General features: G+C 31.2%; 13 protein-coding genes and 1 CRISPR repeat array (1 of these 14 cut by a window edge). Of the genes, 7 read left to right on the top strand and 6 right to left on the bottom strand.

Translation table 11 applies throughout. The annotated features are described in order from the left end of the window. A CRISPR array of direct repeats spans positions 1–2,249; the repeat unit is 36 nt; unit sequence GTTGTGGTTTGATTAAAGATTAGAAAACACGATATT (it extends 1,145 nt beyond the left edge of the window). A 105-nt stretch (positions 2,250–2,354) separates the two neighbouring features. Both cas2 and cas1 read right to left on the bottom strand, forming a co-directional pair. Continuing rightward, on the bottom strand, positions 2,355–2,684 hold the full coding sequence (gene cas2 / locus KO494_RS12000; protein ID WP_215967858.1) for a CRISPR-associated endonuclease Cas2: 330 nt from the start codon (positions 2,682–2,684) through the stop codon (positions 2,355–2,357). Further along, the gene (gene cas1, locus KO494_RS11995; RefSeq protein WP_215967857.1) at positions 2,675–3,559 is read right to left on the bottom strand and encodes a type II CRISPR-associated endonuclease Cas1; all 885 of its coding nucleotides are present in this window, start codon (positions 3,557–3,559) and stop codon (positions 2,675–2,677) included. The genes cas2 and cas1 overlap by 10 nt, the downstream gene beginning before the upstream one ends. A 481-nt stretch (positions 3,560–4,040) precedes the next feature. Between cas1 and KO494_RS11990 the strand changes: the two genes are divergently transcribed. From KO494_RS11990 to KO494_RS11980, 3 genes are all read left to right on the top strand, one after another. Then, positions 4,041–4,514, top strand: a complete 474-nt coding sequence (locus tag KO494_RS11990; RefSeq protein WP_215967856.1) for an OsmC family protein — start codon at positions 4,041–4,043, stop codon at positions 4,512–4,514. Between the two features lie 260 nt (positions 4,515–4,774). Then, positions 4,775–5,314, top strand: coding sequence for a sigma-70 family RNA polymerase sigma factor (locus tag KO494_RS11985; RefSeq protein WP_215967855.1), 540 nt, complete (start codon positions 4,775–4,777; stop codon positions 5,312–5,314). 62 nt (positions 5,315–5,376) lie between these two features. Further along, complete coding sequence (locus KO494_RS11980) at positions 5,377–5,991, top strand: DEAD/DEAH box helicase (RefSeq protein ID WP_215967854.1); 615 nt, start codon at positions 5,377–5,379, stop codon at positions 5,989–5,991. A gap of 2 nt (positions 5,992–5,993) precedes the next feature. Here the strand turns inward: KO494_RS11980 and KO494_RS11975 are convergent, their stop codons facing one another. Next, the gene (locus KO494_RS11975) at positions 5,994–6,389 is read right to left on the bottom strand and encodes a hypothetical protein (protein WP_215967853.1); all 396 of its coding nucleotides are present in this window, start codon (positions 6,387–6,389) and stop codon (positions 5,994–5,996) included. Between the two features lie 119 nt (positions 6,390–6,508). Here KO494_RS11975 and KO494_RS11970 point away from each other — a divergent pair, with 119 nt between their 5' ends. Beyond that, the gene (locus KO494_RS11970) at positions 6,509–6,949 is read left to right on the top strand and encodes an Lrp/AsnC family transcriptional regulator (protein ID WP_215967852.1); all 441 of its coding nucleotides are present in this window, start codon (positions 6,509–6,511) and stop codon (positions 6,947–6,949) included. Between the two features lie 50 nt (positions 6,950–6,999). Here the strand turns inward: KO494_RS11970 and KO494_RS11965 are convergent, their stop codons facing one another. Next, positions 7,000–8,211: an MFS transporter gene (locus tag KO494_RS11965; RefSeq protein ID WP_215967851.1), complete on the bottom strand. Its 1,212-nt coding sequence runs from the start codon at positions 8,209–8,211 to the stop codon at positions 7,000–7,002. A 266-nt stretch (positions 8,212–8,477) separates the two neighbouring features. On the opposite strand from KO494_RS11965, the gene KO494_RS11960 reads away from it, so the two are divergent. Then, positions 8,478–9,077, top strand: coding sequence for a DUF1684 domain-containing protein (locus KO494_RS11960; RefSeq protein WP_215967850.1), 600 nt, complete (start codon positions 8,478–8,480; stop codon positions 9,075–9,077). Positions 9,078–9,216: 139 nt separating this feature from the next. Here KO494_RS11960 and crcB read toward each other — a convergent pair whose 3' ends face one another. Further along, complete coding sequence (gene crcB / locus KO494_RS11955) at positions 9,217–9,582, bottom strand: fluoride efflux transporter CrcB (protein ID WP_215967849.1); 366 nt, start codon at positions 9,580–9,582, stop codon at positions 9,217–9,219. Positions 9,583–9,757: 175 nt separating this feature from the next. On the opposite strand from crcB, the gene KO494_RS11950 reads away from it, so the two are divergent. Further along, positions 9,758–11,836 (top strand): hypothetical protein, encoded by a 2,079-nt coding sequence (locus KO494_RS11950; protein ID WP_215967848.1) that lies wholly within the window; start codon positions 9,758–9,760, stop codon positions 11,834–11,836. A gap of 74 nt (positions 11,837–11,910) precedes the next feature. Here the strand turns inward: KO494_RS11950 and KO494_RS11945 are convergent, their stop codons facing one another. Continuing rightward, positions 11,911–12,945, bottom strand: a complete 1,035-nt coding sequence (locus KO494_RS11945; protein ID WP_215967847.1) for a GyrI-like domain-containing protein — start codon at positions 12,943–12,945, stop codon at positions 11,911–11,913. 91 nt (positions 12,946–13,036) lie between these two features. Between KO494_RS11945 and KO494_RS11940 the strand changes: the two genes are divergently transcribed. After that, positions 13,037–15,064, top strand: coding sequence for a dipeptidyl peptidase 3 (locus KO494_RS11940; RefSeq protein WP_215967846.1), 2,028 nt, complete (start codon positions 13,037–13,039; stop codon positions 15,062–15,064). Positions 15,065–15,415: the final 351 nt, after the last annotated feature.

The following is a 15,415-nucleotide window of genomic DNA, read 5'->3' as shown; positions in this document are numbered from 1 at the left end:
ACACGATATTTTCCTGGTCTTTTATTAATTGCTCTGGTGTGTTGTGGTTTGATTAAAGATTAGAAAACACGATATTAATATGGATGAATTAAAGAAGGTGTGTCTGGTTGTGGTTTGATTAAAGATTAGAAAACACGATATTTGTCGTAGCTAAAGGTAGTTTAACATGTAAGTTGTGGTTTGATTAAAGATTAGAAAACACGATATTTGCATAACCGTTATCTAAAACCTCTTCTAAGTTGTGGTTTGATTAAAGATTAGAAAACACGATATTAAACACTATGCCAACCAAGGCCGCAATGAGGTTGTGGTTTGATTAAAGATTAGAAAACACGATATTTGAATTTTACGCATTGATATTCTTCTTCTGTTGTGGTTTGATTAAAGATTAGAAAACACGATATTTAGTGGTAATGGTTTAAAGGCACTTGTTAAGTTGTGGTTTGATTAAAGATTAGAAAACACGATATTAGACCTGTTTTAGAGTTGGCAAAAGAAATGTTGTGGTTTGATTAAAGATTAGAAAACACGATATTGTGCTCATTTAAAAATATTTTGTTTGGTAAGTTGTGGTTTGATTAAAGATTAGAAAACACGATATTTATTATTTGTGCTTAACCATGTATAACCATGTTGTGGTTTGATTAAAGATTAGAAAACACGATATTATATTTTAAACCTAAACCTCTAAACGCTTGGTTGTGGTTTGATTAAAGATTAGAAAACACGATATTATACCCAAAATCAACCGCACCTAAACCTATGTTGTGGTTTGATTAAAGATTAGAAAACACGATATTTTTGGTGGATGGATTTTAACCCATGCTTTAGTTGTGGTTTGATTAAAGATTAGAAAACACGATATTCATATTAGCACTAGTGCTAGCAACTACATTGTTGTGGTTTGATTAAAGATTAGAAAACACGATATTTTCAATCTTAGAAGACAATTCTCCTGCTCTGTTGTGGTTTGATTAAAGATTAGAAAACACGATATTTATAAGATATTAGAGCAAACAAGGAGATTAGTTGTGGTTTGATTAAAGATTAGAAAACACGATATTATTTACAATGGGACAAATTGGTGACACAAGTTGTGGTTTGATTAAAGATTAGAAAACACGATATTCTTCATCGATTGCTACTGTTCCATCAGTAAGTTGTGGTTTGATTAAAGATTAGAAAACACGATATTTTACTGAATTAACGTATAAATTTTGTATAGGTTGTGGTTTGATTAAAGATTAGAAAACACGATATTTCAAGCTGTAGTTATGAGAACTAGAGCTATGTTGTGGTTTGATTAAAGATTAGAAAACACGATATTTTGTGTGCTAGTTGTTTTTGTTACTTGTAAGTTGTGGTTTGATTAAAGATTAGAAAACACGATATTTTCTTTTTTTGGTGCCCAAGCTTCAAAAGAGTTGTGGTTTGATTAAAGATTAGAAAACACGATATTTGTTACCTCTTCATCTAAAGTCTTTGCGCGGTTGTGGTTTGATTAAAGATTAGAAAACACGATATTTATTTCTATCTATAAGAAGTAAGGATAAGAGTTGTGGTTTGATTAAAGATTAGAAAACACGATATTCTTAACAGGCTTAAAAAACCACAAAGACAGTTGTGGTTTGATTAAAGATTAGAAAACACGATATTAAATGTTTTTCTATTTTGCATTGAACAAAAGTTGTGGTTTGATTAAAGATTAGAAAACACGATATTCCAGGACCTCAACCGGCAGCCACCCCCACGGTTGTGGTTTGATTAAAGATTAGAAAACACGATATTAGTTCCTACAGAAATAAAGCTTACAGAATGGTTGTGGTTTGATTAAAGATTAGAAAACACGATATTATTATCTTTTATTTACAATACTATTTCATAGTTGTGGTTTGATTAAAGATTAGAAAACACGATATTCGATTTAGTCACTCAATTTGGCAGTCACTAGTTGTGGTTTGATTAAAGATTAGAAAACACGATATTGAAAACGGAATTTTTCAATAGTAAATACATGTTGTGGTTTGATTAAAGATTAGAAAACACGATATTATCAAATACTAATTTACAAGCGCGTGAAGCGTTGTGGTTTGATTAAAGATTAGAAAACACGATATTTGCTTTTGCAGGTGGTGAAGTCATAATCGCGTTGTGGTTTGATTAAAGATTAGAAAACACGATATTTTCTGTAAAACTTATTGATTCCTCAAATTGTTGTGGTTTGATTAAAGATTAGAAAACACGATATTAGCTGGTGTGTTACCTTTTGTTATTCAGTGGTTTAGATTGATGTATCGTTTAAAAAAATGCTTCTTTTTTGCAGTGATAAGGCAAGATTGTTGCATTTTTTTGTTTTAAAATAATTCTAATTGGGTTGGTTGTGGTTCTTTAGGCATTTCTGCTCTACCCCAAAAATTCATGATGTTTCCAAATTGTTTATCGGTAATTCTTAAAATACTTACTTTGCCTAAAGGAGGTAATTGTTTTTTTATTCTTTTTTCATGGGCATCTGCACTTTCACTACTAGCACAATGTCTCATGTATACAGAATATTGCATCATAGTAAAACCATCTTTTAATAGGTTTTTTCTAAAACCAGCCGCGTTTTTTCTGTCTTTAGCAGTGTCTGTTGGTAAATCGAAAAATACAAATAACCACATAATTCTATAACCGTTTAGTTCCATAATTTAGGGTACTTTATTTTTTTTCGTTTCCCACTATAGCATTGTTGTAAAGAGCTAGCTGTTTTTTGTAAAGCAACCATTAAGGGGCTTTTTTCATTTTTAAAATAAACGGTTCTGGTTAGTATTTGTAATAAAACAGATTTTATTTCAGTATTTAGTTCTTGCTCATCATAATGTTGCATAATGGTATGTACAGCCTCGTCAACAATAGGTCTAAAAGGTTCCATAATGTCATCGGCTAAAGCAAAAGCATTGTATTTACTTTTATGGTGTATTCCTAAAGTATTTAATAAACCGCTTCCAGATAATGCTCTAGCAGTTGCTGCTCTTAATATGGCATAACCGTAGTTAAGAAAGTTATTAGGATAATTACCAAAGCGTTCTCTTTTAAAGTCTATTTCAAAAAAAGATTTCCAATAAAAATTGGCTGCTACAGCTTCCATATTTGAAGTGTCTCCACTTAAAACTTTACTTGCTAAAAAAGCAAATTCATTTTTTGATTGTGTTATTTTTTTTAATAAAATACCTTGGTTTTGTATTTTTTCAACAATGGTTTGTTGCCATAATTGTTTTTTTAATGGCGTACTAGCGTTAATTTGCTTTTTAAAAATTTCTTGTTGTATATGGTGGCTATTTAGATTTAAGAACATGCCATTTGGTAAATGTGAAGTATTACAAATAATAACGGCTGTATTATTTTCAATTAATAAGTTTAAAGCAGGTATACTTATGTATGTTTCTGGGTGGTCTAATACAATATATCCAATATCTTCTATGGGGATATTTGCTTTTCTAAATTCATTTTCAATAATGAGCTGTAAGTTTTTGGTTGTAACCTTGCTCTTTTTTTCTATTAAAATAGATTTTTTAAGCATATAGTCTTAATTTGTTTGTTGTTAGTAAATTACGCATATAGAATTGTTTTTGCAACTAGATTTTATTTTAGAGGCATTATTTTAATATGTAATGTGTCTTTTATAAAACTAACTTAATCTGGAAGAAGAGTTACACGATTTTATAGAGTGTATAAATACAGTAAAGTAATAATGTTTTTAAATGCTTTTTAATTACAAATAAGATTCTTGTAAAAAAGAGAAAAGGTAATTAATTTTATACGATATTGTTCGTGTTTATTTTGTCATTCAGAGCAAAGCATCTCAAAGACAAGGGTTGTAATAGTTCAAGATTCTTCAGTCGTACCTCCTTCTGAATGACATGAAAGGTTGTTTGGTTGAATAAAAGCAAAGTGTTATTCAGGGTAAAGCGAAGCATCTAAATTTTTAAAACCTCAAAAAAATAAAATAAAAAAGCGTTTCTTTAAGAAACGCTTTTTTTACACCAAAATACAAAATAGTAATGGCTATAAAACACACCTTTAAAGCGCAAGTAAATTGGACCATTAATGATGGAGAAAGTACAAGTAATCCAAGAAGCTTTAGCAGAAACCATGAGGTTTTAATTGCTAATAAAACTTCGACATTACAAGTATCTGCAGCAAAACCGTTTAGAGGAGATGACAACTTGTACAATCCAGAAGATTTATTATTGTCTGCCTTAACATCCTGCCATATGATGTCTTATTTATACGTTTGTGCGCAACATAATATTGAAGTTTTAAGCTATACAGATCATGCAGAAGGCGATTTAGAAGTGCATGCTTCAGGTAGTGGGAATTTTAAAATAGTAAGATTACAACCTGTTGTTACAATAAAAAATGCTAGTCAAAAAGACTTAGCACAAAGCCTTCATGTTAAAGCAAATCAACTTTGCTTTATTGCTAATTCTTGTAATTTCCCTATTACTCATGTGGCAACAGTAGAGGTAAGCTAGTTCTTAAAAAAACTTGTTCTTTTTTGCATCTTTTTTAAAACCTTTTCGTCTATTATATGAACACATAAAAATAGATATCATGAAAAATAAAGAATGTACGTGCAATTGTGAAGGTTGTGCAAAAGGAAATTGTAAAAATTGTACTTGCGAAAATTGCACATGTAGCAGTTGTAATTGTTAAGCAAGACTTAAAAAAGACAATATTAGCGCTAGTTTTAGTAACTTTATACTAAGATTAGCGTTGTTTTTAACATAAGAGTATGAATACTAAAGATATTTGGAAATTACATGCAGATGACATTAAATACTTTATTTTAAGTAAGGTAAAAGATGCCGTTGTAGCAGAAGATTTATTGCAGGAAACCTTTATAAAAGTACATACTAAGTTACATACTTTAAAAGATGAAAATAAGATTAAATCTTGGCTGTTCTCTATAGCCAGATATACGGTTTTAGATTATTTTAGAAGTAAAGAAATAGTGTATGAAACTACAGATGAAGATTTTATTTTTGAAGAACAAAAGTTAGAACATACTGAAGCAGATTGTTTACATGGTATTATTAAGAGTTTGCCTAAAAAGTATAGAGAACCTTTGTTTTTAAGTGATATAAAAGGAGTAAAACAAGCACAAATAGCAAAGCAATTACAGTTAGCTTTACCTACAGTAAAATCACAAATACAACGCGGACGAAAAATGATAGCACAAGGCTTTGTAGACTGTTGTGATTTTGTAATTAATGAGGATGGGTTTTTGGTTGGAGAAATCAAAGACAAAGCAGACTGTAAAATGTGTCATTAATACGTACCTTTGTATGCAATGAAAGCAACTTACTTGTTTTACAACATACAAATTAATTTAGCATGTCCTTTAAAAAACTAAATCCATTATTAAAAGAAGCCTTAAATACTCTTGAATTTGAAGCCCCTTTAGCGTTTCAGAAAAAAATATTGCCAAAATTAAAAGGAGGAGCAAATGTATATGGTTTAGCACCTGCTGGTTTTGGTAAAACAACTGCTTTAATTATTGCTACCATTCATAAACTAAAGGCGGAAGCTTTTGAAGATTCTCCTAGAGCTTTAATTTTAGTAAAAGACAAACAAGCTGCTTTAGATTTAAAAGCGGAGTTTGAAAAGTTTACAAGACGTACCGATTTAAGAATTTACGCTGCCTACGAAGAACAAACTTTAGACCAACAACGTGAAGAAATTTACTATGGTGTAGATGTTTTAATAGCAACACCAAAACGCTTAAATAAACTCTATTTTATGAATAGTGTGCATTTAGGGCAACTACAAATTTTTGCTTTAGATGATGCCGAGTTTTTAATACGAAACAACTATCATAATGATGTGTTACGTGTTACAGAAAGTATTCAAAAATGCCAATATATTATTCTAGCAGAAAGTATGCATAGCAAATATGAAAGACTGCAAGAGTCTTTTATGTATCATGCGCAGATTGTGAAAATGGAGTAAGCCTACAAAGTATGCATCCAGCTATTTTGCAACTTTTTAAATATTTTAAGCTCTTTTCTTAAAATAGGAATATAGTCTTTGCCATTACTATTGCATTTTTCTAGTCTTCTGCAATGGCTATATAATCTACTTGTTAAAAATCGTATTGCTGCAATATGCTTGTGTTTTTTTTCTGAAAAACGTTCCATTTCTGCATTAATAATTTCTGGAGCAAGTGATATAGAATGTTGCACAATATCACCAGAAAAATAAATGTGTTCATCTTCTGAACCATCTTCTTCTAAATGCGCCAAATCTTGGCTTAAATAGTTAGAAATACTTCTAGACAAAATAAAAATAAGCAAGGCTTGCTTGTATATTGGTAAATTGGAAAGATGAGAAGGAATATGCGCTAACATAATTTATTTTACGGTTTCTATCAAAATTAGTGACAAGTAGGTATTTTTGTCTTTTGATTTTAAAGCAAAATTGTATATTTGCTTTAAAAATTAAATTATTTAAAAGAAATACTTTAATAATGAGTTTAGATAATCTTAATTGGAAAATTTTAACATGTTTGCAAGAAAATTCGCGACAGTCAAATGCAGCAATTGGTAGGCAAGTAGGTATTAGTTCGCCTGCAGTTTCAGAGCGTATTAAGAAGATGGAAGATTTAGGAATTATTCAAAATCACATCACATTAATTTCTCCTTTTGAAGTTGGTTACCAGCTAAAAGCTCTTATTACTTTAAGTGCTTTTATGGGAAAGTTAAAGCCCTTTCTTGAAAAGGTAAAAACCTTTGATGAAGTGATTAATTGCTATAGAATTACAGGCAATGAAAATATTGTAATGGAAGTGGTTTTAAAAAATCAAAAGCACCTTGAAACTTTTATAGACCAACTTATTGTGTATGGTGAAAGTAAAACGCAAATTGTACTTTCTCATGTGGTAAAAAATAAAGAGATTAAAAGGCTTTAAAAATCTTTAAAGCCTTTTTGTTCTTCTTTGATGTTAAGTTAAAAACACTCTTATTGTTTGTCGTTTTTGTTTTTCATATACGTTTTTAAAAAGAGAAAAAGAAAGGCACAAATACTTCCTAAAACAGTCATGATATACCAGGTGTTATCATAGCCAAACCCATCTACTAATTGCATTCCAGCATTATGCCCAAAAATATGAGCAATAGAAAATGCTATAGAATATAAAGCCATGTATTCTCCTTGGTTTCCTTTTTTTGCTCGTTGCAAGGCAAAGGCATTAGAAAACGGAAAGGCAATCATTTCGCCTAGCGTCATTAAAAACATACCTATAATTAGTATTCCTGTAAAAGCGGTTAGGTTTAACACCAAAAAGCTTAATGCGGTTAGCATAGCACCAAAAAGCATTAAACCTGTTTTTGTGTATTTTGAGTTTTCTAGCCATTTTATTAGTGGCATTTCTAATAAAAATATCAGGAAACCGTTAGCACCAAGAAGCAAGCCTATTTTAAATTCGCTTAATAGATGTTTTTCTCTGTAATAAATAGGCATGGTTGAAAAGTATTGTAAAAACACAAAACCAAACAAAAACATAGCAACAAGAAAAATTAAAAAAGCATGGTCTTTATAGGCTGAATCCGGGTTTTCTACAACAATATTATCTTGAATTTTTGCTGTTTTTGGGTTTAATACCTTAATTAATACTAAGGTTGCTATTATACAAGTAATACCATCTACCCAAAACAAACCACTATAACTCATGGTTGTAATTATTAGTCCGCCAACAGCAGGACCAGCAGAAAAACCAAGATTAATAGCAAGACGTATAAGGGTTACGCTTCTTGTTTTGTTTTCGGGTTTGCTGTATGCGCTTAGGGCCACAAACATGGCAGGACGAAACATATCTGCAACCAGCATCACTAAAAAAATACCAACACATAAAGTAGCAAAAGTATTTAAAAACTGAAGCGCTATAAATAGTACTCCTGTAGAGAGTAAGCTTCTTACCATTACTTTGTAATAGCCAATTTTGTCGGTTAGTTTTCCGCCTAGCCAAGAACCTGCAACAGAGCCTAAACCAAAGGCAGACATGATCCAGCCTACATCTTTAAGCGTGAAATTTAAATCTTCAATAAGGTATAAGGATAAGAATGGAATAACCATAGTTCCTGCTCTGTTAATTAAAGTAATTAACGCAAGCCACCAAACTTCTGTAGAGAGCCCTTTAAAGGTATTTATATAGTTGTGAAATAGTTTTTTCATGTTGGTTGGTTGTTGTATTTATTCCTTTTTTTAAGAAATAAATTGTTTACTAAAAATAAAAAGTCCGACGTAGAAGTCGGACTTTTTTATATTGTATAAATTAATAATAGTATCAGCACAATATATAGCAAGCCCTACTTCTGTATGAAGAGGTACGTCTTTCTGTATATGTAATACTACAAGTAATCATTTTTTTTGTTTTATTATAAGTCAAAGCTAAACAAAATAATAAGAAGTTGTATTTTTAAACCGAAAAAAATATTAGCATGAAGAACTTTCTCTATCTTATTCTATTTATAGTAACCTGCAGTTGTGCACAAGAAAAATTACCTTTATTAGGAGATACCGATTGGCAACGTAAAAAAAATGCAGAGTTTAAAGACGCGTCTAAATCCCCTTTAAAAGATAAAGATAGAAAGACCTTTAGAAGCTTAGACTTTTTTAAATATGATTCTGCCTATGTTGTAAAAGCAGTCTTAAAAAGAACACCAGATTCTAAATGGTTTAAAATGAAAACGACTACAGACTATGTTTCTAATGAACGTATTTATGGTGTTTTGTCTTTTACAATGCATGGCAACACATACAATTTAAATGTATATCAAGGTCAGGATTTAATGAATAAAGCAGGATTTGAAGATTATTTATTTCTCCCGTTTTTAGATAATACTAATGGAGACACTACTTATGGAGGAGGACGTTATATGGATTTGCGTATTCCGGAAGGAGATACTTTAATGCTTGATTTTAATGAAGCTTATAATCCGTATTGTACCTATAATGCCAAGTTTTCTTGCCCAATTGTACCTAGAGAAAATTATGTAGATGAAACTATTAATGCAGGAGTAAAGGCTTTTGTGAAGTAGTTTTTAGTAGGCTGCGTGCTGTAATTTAAAATAGCTTCGCATTTTAGGTCAAACGCTCAGAATTTTTAAATATGGAAATCCACCTCTCTTTAGCTAAAGAGAGGTGTTTATAGGAGTATTTAGTAAGCATTACACTGTATTATTTTGCTAAATACATTCCTGAGAAAACGGCAAGGAAACCTAAAACAAAGCTGGCAATAGTATAAATAGCAAAACTTGTAAAGTCGCCAGATTTTAAAAACACATGATTTTCATATGCAAAAGAGGAAAAGGTAGTAAATCCACCACAAAATCCCGTAGCAAGTAATAAGGTTTGGTTGGCAGAAAGGCTATTGTGTTTTAATGCATAACCAAGTATAAAACCAATAAACAAACTACCTAAAACGTTTGCTAAAAATGTTCCGTAAGGGATTCCATTTTCGGTGTTGTTTAAATATTTTCCTATAATATAACGCAATACACTACCAAAACCTCCACCTACAAATACAAGTAATAAATTCTTCATAGTAACAAATATACTATCTATTAAATTACAACCGAATTAATTTTTTAAACATGTTAACCTTTTTCCTTTTTACCTATTAATATTTGAATGCATTCTTTATGAATATACAAACTTAGCAATAAGGTGTAAACCGAAAAACCTTAAAAAGAGTAGGTGTTTTTTAAATAAAAAAATCATGGAAAAATTAAGCGACAAGCAGCTAGTAATTGCAAGACAAGAATTTAAACCTTATTTAACATCAGGAAATAAAGCCCTTTCAAAATTAAAATTAAAATCACCATTAAGTGCTTTTAGTCAAAAACTAAATACCACTTTTGAATCTTTGGGGTGTGTAGGGTATAATGCGGCAAAAAAACAATTAACAGCTACTATTAATATTAAAAGAGCAACAGGATATTCTGGTGCTTTATGTGCTAACGGATCGTATGAATATGTGCGATTTTATATGGACTATCAAAATGGTGATGGTTGGGAAGATATGGGAGTTGTAGGTGTAAATGTACATGATATAGCTACCAATAAAGATTGTGATGGTAATAATGAAACACCAATAAGTTATGTGTTAAGATTAGATATTAGTCCTAAAAGAGCTTATTGCTCTTCTGCTAATTTACCAATGGTAAGGGCCGTTCTTGCATGGAATGTTATACCAGAACCAAATGATCCAGATTTAACACTTGGTACTTATGTTTGGAGTGATAAAAAAGATGTACAAATTCAAATGGATTCGTATAAACTTTTTATACCTGATTTTCCAATTTTTGAGTTAGATGATTTGTTTAATTCGGCAATTTTAAACCCTAATATATCTTTAAATCAATTAAGCATTGGGAAACCAGAAAACATGTCGGTTTTAAATAAAGCAAAAGCTTCTTTAATGCCTAAAACATTAAACTTTACACAACTTTCGGGTTTATATAATAATGAAAAAATTAAACCACATCGCTTTGCTTATAAAGAGTTACATCAAGCAATGCATATTTCAGATACCTTGGCGTACAATGAAATTTCAAATCTTTTTGAGGTGAATAATTGGAACCTCACAGATAGTTTGTTGGATTTGAATAATTTAAATTGTGATACCCAGTATGAAGAATTAGTTTGTGTTGGTGCAGATTATAATAGAGAAGCTTTAGTAGGAACTATAAAAATAAAAAAATCTTCTGGTTATAGTGGTAGTTTATGCACTGCAGGTAGTAAGGAGTATGTTTCTTTTTGGATCCAGAACGAAGAAGATTGCCAATGGATTCACGCCGGAACTTCTCATGTAACGGTTCATGATATACCAGAAGTACCAGACAATGGTTTGTTTTACTCGGTGGTTTTGCCCTATAATTTTGATGGTTTAAAGAAAGATTGTGCTACACCTCAAGTGCTTAAAGTAAAGGCTATTTTGTCTTGGAATGTAGCTCCTGAAGATATGGAGTGTTCTAGATGGGGAAATATTTTAGAGTCTTACGTACAATTGCAACCAAAAAGAGTTATTGAAGGTAGTGGACCAGAAATAGTAGCTATTGGTGGCGTAGATATAGATTATATTGATGCAACAGGACTAACCACTCCAAGTGCACATTTTAAGTTTACTGGTTTACCTGTTACTTCTGGTAGTGCTTTTGGCGGACTAATAATTGTAGAAGCAGAAACAAATGCTTTTGATGGGCAACGCTATAAAGTACGAGTAGATAATATGAATGACGGAACCAGTTATTATGTTTCTAATTCGTTTATTATGGATGAGGTTATTTATGTTTCAAATCCAGATCCCGTGACAAATGAATACACGTATTATGGTGATGCTTCAAATAATTCATTTAACGCTGTTGCAAAATTTTATCATTCTACAAATGATGCTATTCGAATTACCATTGAGCATCTTGACGGCACATCTTTCAGTAAAATTATTCAAATAGATAATGCAAGTCCTGTTTTAGAGTTGCATATAGAAAACTATGGTGATTGTTCGCATTTTATAAAAGGATTGCCAATTAAAGGTAATTTTTCGGTGTCTGAAAGTCATATTGAATATTATAGACTATCTACAAATATTAATAATATTCCAGTAAGTATTTTAGAGCATGTAATACCAACAAATCCTGCAGATACAGAGTTTAGTGGTAACTTTGAGTTTACTGCTTCTACAATAAAAAATTGTGGTGCTATTACGCTGTATGCAAAACCGCGAACTGTTGTGAATAGTATAAAAATGCATGATGGCAAACATTTACCAAAAACCATTTGTTTAAAAGGAAATTAATAATATAAGTCTTTCTTTTAAATAAAAAAAGCAGCTCAAGAAGAGCTGCTTTTTTATTAAGTTATAATTCTATTTTATTTAATAGGGTAGTAAATATCTGTTTGTATATCTTCTGTTTCAACGGTTGTTGGGTCATTAACATACAATTCCCAAACCGAAGCACCATTCATTTCTATCTTTTTATCTTGCATGTATGTGCCAATAGCAGTATGCGCTTCATAATCTCCTGTGCCATAGTTACCAAATTTAGCAATTTTTAGGGCTTTGCCTTCCGGAATTTCTAATTTGGTCATGCCTTCTGCAGGAGCAACTTCTTTTTTTAATAATAAACCAATATAGAATTCTGCTTCTTTAGTTTCTTCATCCCATTTGGTGTAAAAAGTACCAGGAATATATGCATCAGGAGCTAATTTGTCTGCAATATACATTCCTGCTTTAGGCATAAACTCCATAAAAAGTTTTGACATTTCTTCATGACTCATTTCTGTAGAAGTCTTTTGCAAATACCCAATAAAGGTTTGCGCTGTTAAAGTTACTTCTTCAATATCTCCTAGTTTAAATGCTTTTGGCATATTTTTAATTTGCTCATCTACAACTTTAGCTAAGTTTTTTAAGCCTTGCTCCTCCATAGGACCTAGCATATTATCCATTCCTCCAGATAATGCACCAAAAATTTTAAACATAAAAGGGTTGTTGTCATTTTTCATTGCCCAAGTTACACTTGTACCTCCTTCAACTTCTTCAAGTGTCCAAATAATATCTGTAGGTTCGTAATCTCCAAATTGTAATTTTAAGTCTATTGTTTTGTTAGGTATTGTATTTACAATTTTCATATTACCAGGGCCATCTTTGCTTGTCCAGTTAGAAGTAGCACCAATACCAATAGTGTTTTTAGAATAGGTCGTTACAATAGTACTGTCTGCATCATGCCAAGGTCCCCAATTTTCCCATTGTTTTAAATCGTTAATATTGTTGTAAATAACATTCGAAGGAGCATTAATTAGTTTCGTTCTTTTAATATTATACGCATTTGGTTGCACAGCAACATAGGTGAAAAAACCAATAATTAGTATTAGTAATACCAATAAGAAGTATTTAAAAGTTTTCATGTATTAGGTTTTAGGTGTTTTTCAAAGATAATCAATTTTATTCTGTATCAATAAGTGTTACATTTGTGTTTCAATATTTAAAATTTTAAAAATGAAACAACTATTAAGTTTTGCTTTAGCATGTACTGTTTTAGTGTCTTGTAACCAAGAAAAGAAAACAGCAGTAGAAGCACCTGTTGCAGTAAAAAAAGAACAGACTTTTGATTATAATGTAGAGCAGTTTGCCGACATTAAGATATTACGTTATCAAATTCCAGGTTGGGAGCATTTAACTTTAAAAGAACAAAAACTAGTTTATTATTTAACGCAAGCTGGTTTGGCTGGAAGAGATATTATGTGGGACCAAAACTACAGACATAACCTTGAAATTAGAGCAGCCTTAGAAGCTATTTACACCAATTATAATGGAGATAAAACTACTGCAGATTGGCAAGCTTTTGAAATGTATTTAAAGCGTGTATGGTTTAGTAACGGAATTCACCATCATTACTCTAATGATAAGCTAAAACCAGAATTTTCTGAAGATTACTTAAAGCTGTTATTAGCAGAAACCAATACTACTTTAAAAGGAGAAGCTTTTGCTGTAATTTTTAACGATAAAGACGCTAAAAAAGTAAACCAGGCTAAAGGTGTAGATAATGTAGCACTTTCTGCGGTTAATTTTTACGGACCTAATGTTACCAATGCAGATGTAGAAAATTTCTATAAAAATAAAAAATCACCAAACCCAGAAAAGCCATTGTCTTATGGATTAAATTCTAAATTGGTAAAAGAAAATGGCCAATTAAAAGAAATGGTTTATAAATCTGGAGGATTATATGGTACTGCTATTGACGAAATTATTAAATGGTTAGAGTTGGCACAAGGTGTTGCCGAAAATAAAGCGCAAGGAGATGCACTAAACTTATTAATAGCGTACTACAAAATAGGAGATTTACAAACCTGGGATGATTATAATGTAGCATGGACAGCAGCAACTGCAGGAAATGTAGATTATATTAATAGTTTTATTGAGGTGTATAATGATCCGTTAGGATATAGAGGGTCTTATGAAAGTATTGTGCAAATTAACGATTTTGACATGTCTCAAAAAATGAAAGTATTATCTGATAATGCACAATGGTTTGAAGACAACTCACCTTTAATAGATGCGCATAAAAAGAAAAATGTTGTTGGTGTAACCTATAAAGTGGTTAATGTTGCAGGTGAAGCTGGTGATGCATCGCCAAGCACACCAATAGGTGTTAATTTACCAAATGCCAATTGGATTCGTGCTGCAGTAGGAAGTAAATCGGTTTCTTTAGGTAACATCATTCATGCTTATAATAATGCAGGAAGTACAGGTAGATTAAAAGAGTTTGTAAACGATGAAGAAGAAGAGCTGCTAGAAGAAAAATATGGACAGCTAGCAGATAAACTACACACAGCATTACACGAAGTTATTGGTCATGCTTCAGGGCAATTAAATCCTGGTGTTGGTGAAACTAAAGAAACGCTTAAAAATTATGCCTCTACTTTAGAAGAAGGACGTGCAGATTTAGTTGGTCTTTATTATTTATACAATCCTAAATTACAAGAATTAGGTTTGGTAGACGATTGGAAATCTGTTGGTAAAGCAGCTTATGATGGTTATATTAGAAATGGGTTAATGACACAATTAATCCGTTTAAATTTAGGTGATGATGTAGAAGAAGCGCATATGCGAAACAGACAATGGGTAAGTGCTTGGGTTTTTGAAAAAGGACAAGCAGACAACGTGATTGAAAAAATATCACGTGACGGAAAAACCTATTATAATATTAATGATTACGATAAATTACACGACTTATTTGGTGAGTTATTACGTGAAACACAACGTATAAAATCTGAAGGAGATTATAAAGCTGTTGAGGCCTTGGTAGAAAATTATGGTGTAAAAGTAGACCAAGCATTACATGCCGAAATTTTAGAACGTAACAAGCAATTTACATCTGCTCCTTATAGTGGTTTTGTAAACCCTGTACTTGTTCCTGAAACAAATGCAGAAGGTGAAATTACTGCAATACAAGTAACACAACCAGAAACCTTTGTTGGACAAATGTTAGACTATAGTAAAGAGTACAGTTTTCTTACTAAGTAGAAGTAATTATTAATTTCTATAAAAGCCTTCATGTAACACTTGAAGGCTTTTTGTTTTTAGTGCATTATCAAGAAAATAGGCAAGAGGTAAATAAGGTAAACCCTTACCATATTTTATTACTACTTGTTACAAATTCTTGTTATAAGTTGTGAAATTTTTTCAGGCAATAGTTTAAAAAGGAAAATACCCAAGAAAGAAGCTTTAAGAAGCAAAAAGAAGTTTTATTATTTAAAAATGTATTTAATAGATACAATAAATAGAATAAAGCAAATAAAAGCAACTAAAACCCAGATGCTTCCTTTATAGTGACGTTTATGTAAATTTAAGTCTTTTCGGTAGGTGTAAATAAGT

The sequence above is a fragment of the Lacinutrix sp. C3R15 genome (assembly GCF_018860825.1).
Taxonomy (GTDB): Bacteria; Bacteroidota; Bacteroidia; order Flavobacteriales; family Flavobacteriaceae; genus Oceanihabitans.
The sequence above is the reverse complement of the archived record's forward strand: the minus strand, read 5'-3'. Positions and strand labels throughout refer to the sequence as shown.

Bases quoted from the DNA above. Each gene is read 5' to 3' on its own strand.
- cas2 (WP_215967858.1), bottom strand. From the start codon at position 2,684: ATGGAACTAAACGGTTATAGAATTATGTGGTTATTTGTATTTTTCGAT.
- KO494_RS11980 (WP_215967854.1), top strand. From the start codon at position 5,377: ATGTCCTTTAAAAAACTAAATCCATTATTAAAAGAAGCCTTAAATACT.
- KO494_RS11945 (WP_215967847.1), bottom strand. From the start codon at position 12,945: ATGAAAACTTTTAAATACTTCTTATTGGTATTACTAATACTAATTATT.
- KO494_RS11965 (WP_215967851.1), bottom strand. From the start codon at position 8,211: ATGAAAAAACTATTTCACAACTATATAAATACCTTTAAAGGGCTCTCT.
- KO494_RS11990 (WP_215967856.1), top strand. From the start codon at position 4,041: ATGGCTATAAAACACACCTTTAAAGCGCAAGTAAATTGGACCATTAAT.
- KO494_RS11940 (WP_215967846.1), top strand. From the start codon at position 13,037: ATGAAACAACTATTAAGTTTTGCTTTAGCATGTACTGTTTTAGTGTCT.
- cas1 (WP_215967857.1), bottom strand. From the start codon at position 3,559: ATGCTTAAAAAATCTATTTTAATAGAAAAAAAGAGCAAGGTTACAACC.
- KO494_RS11970 (WP_215967852.1), top strand. From the start codon at position 6,509: ATGAGTTTAGATAATCTTAATTGGAAAATTTTAACATGTTTGCAAGAA.
- crcB (WP_215967849.1), bottom strand. From the start codon at position 9,582: ATGAAGAATTTATTACTTGTATTTGTAGGTGGAGGTTTTGGTAGTGTA.
- KO494_RS11950 (WP_215967848.1), top strand. From the start codon at position 9,758: ATGGAAAAATTAAGCGACAAGCAGCTAGTAATTGCAAGACAAGAATTT.
- KO494_RS11985 (WP_215967855.1), top strand. From the start codon at position 4,775: ATGAATACTAAAGATATTTGGAAATTACATGCAGATGACATTAAATAC.
- KO494_RS11960 (WP_215967850.1), top strand. From the start codon at position 8,478: ATGAAGAACTTTCTCTATCTTATTCTATTTATAGTAACCTGCAGTTGT.
- KO494_RS11975 (WP_215967853.1), bottom strand. From the start codon at position 6,389: ATGTTAGCGCATATTCCTTCTCATCTTTCCAATTTACCAATATACAAG.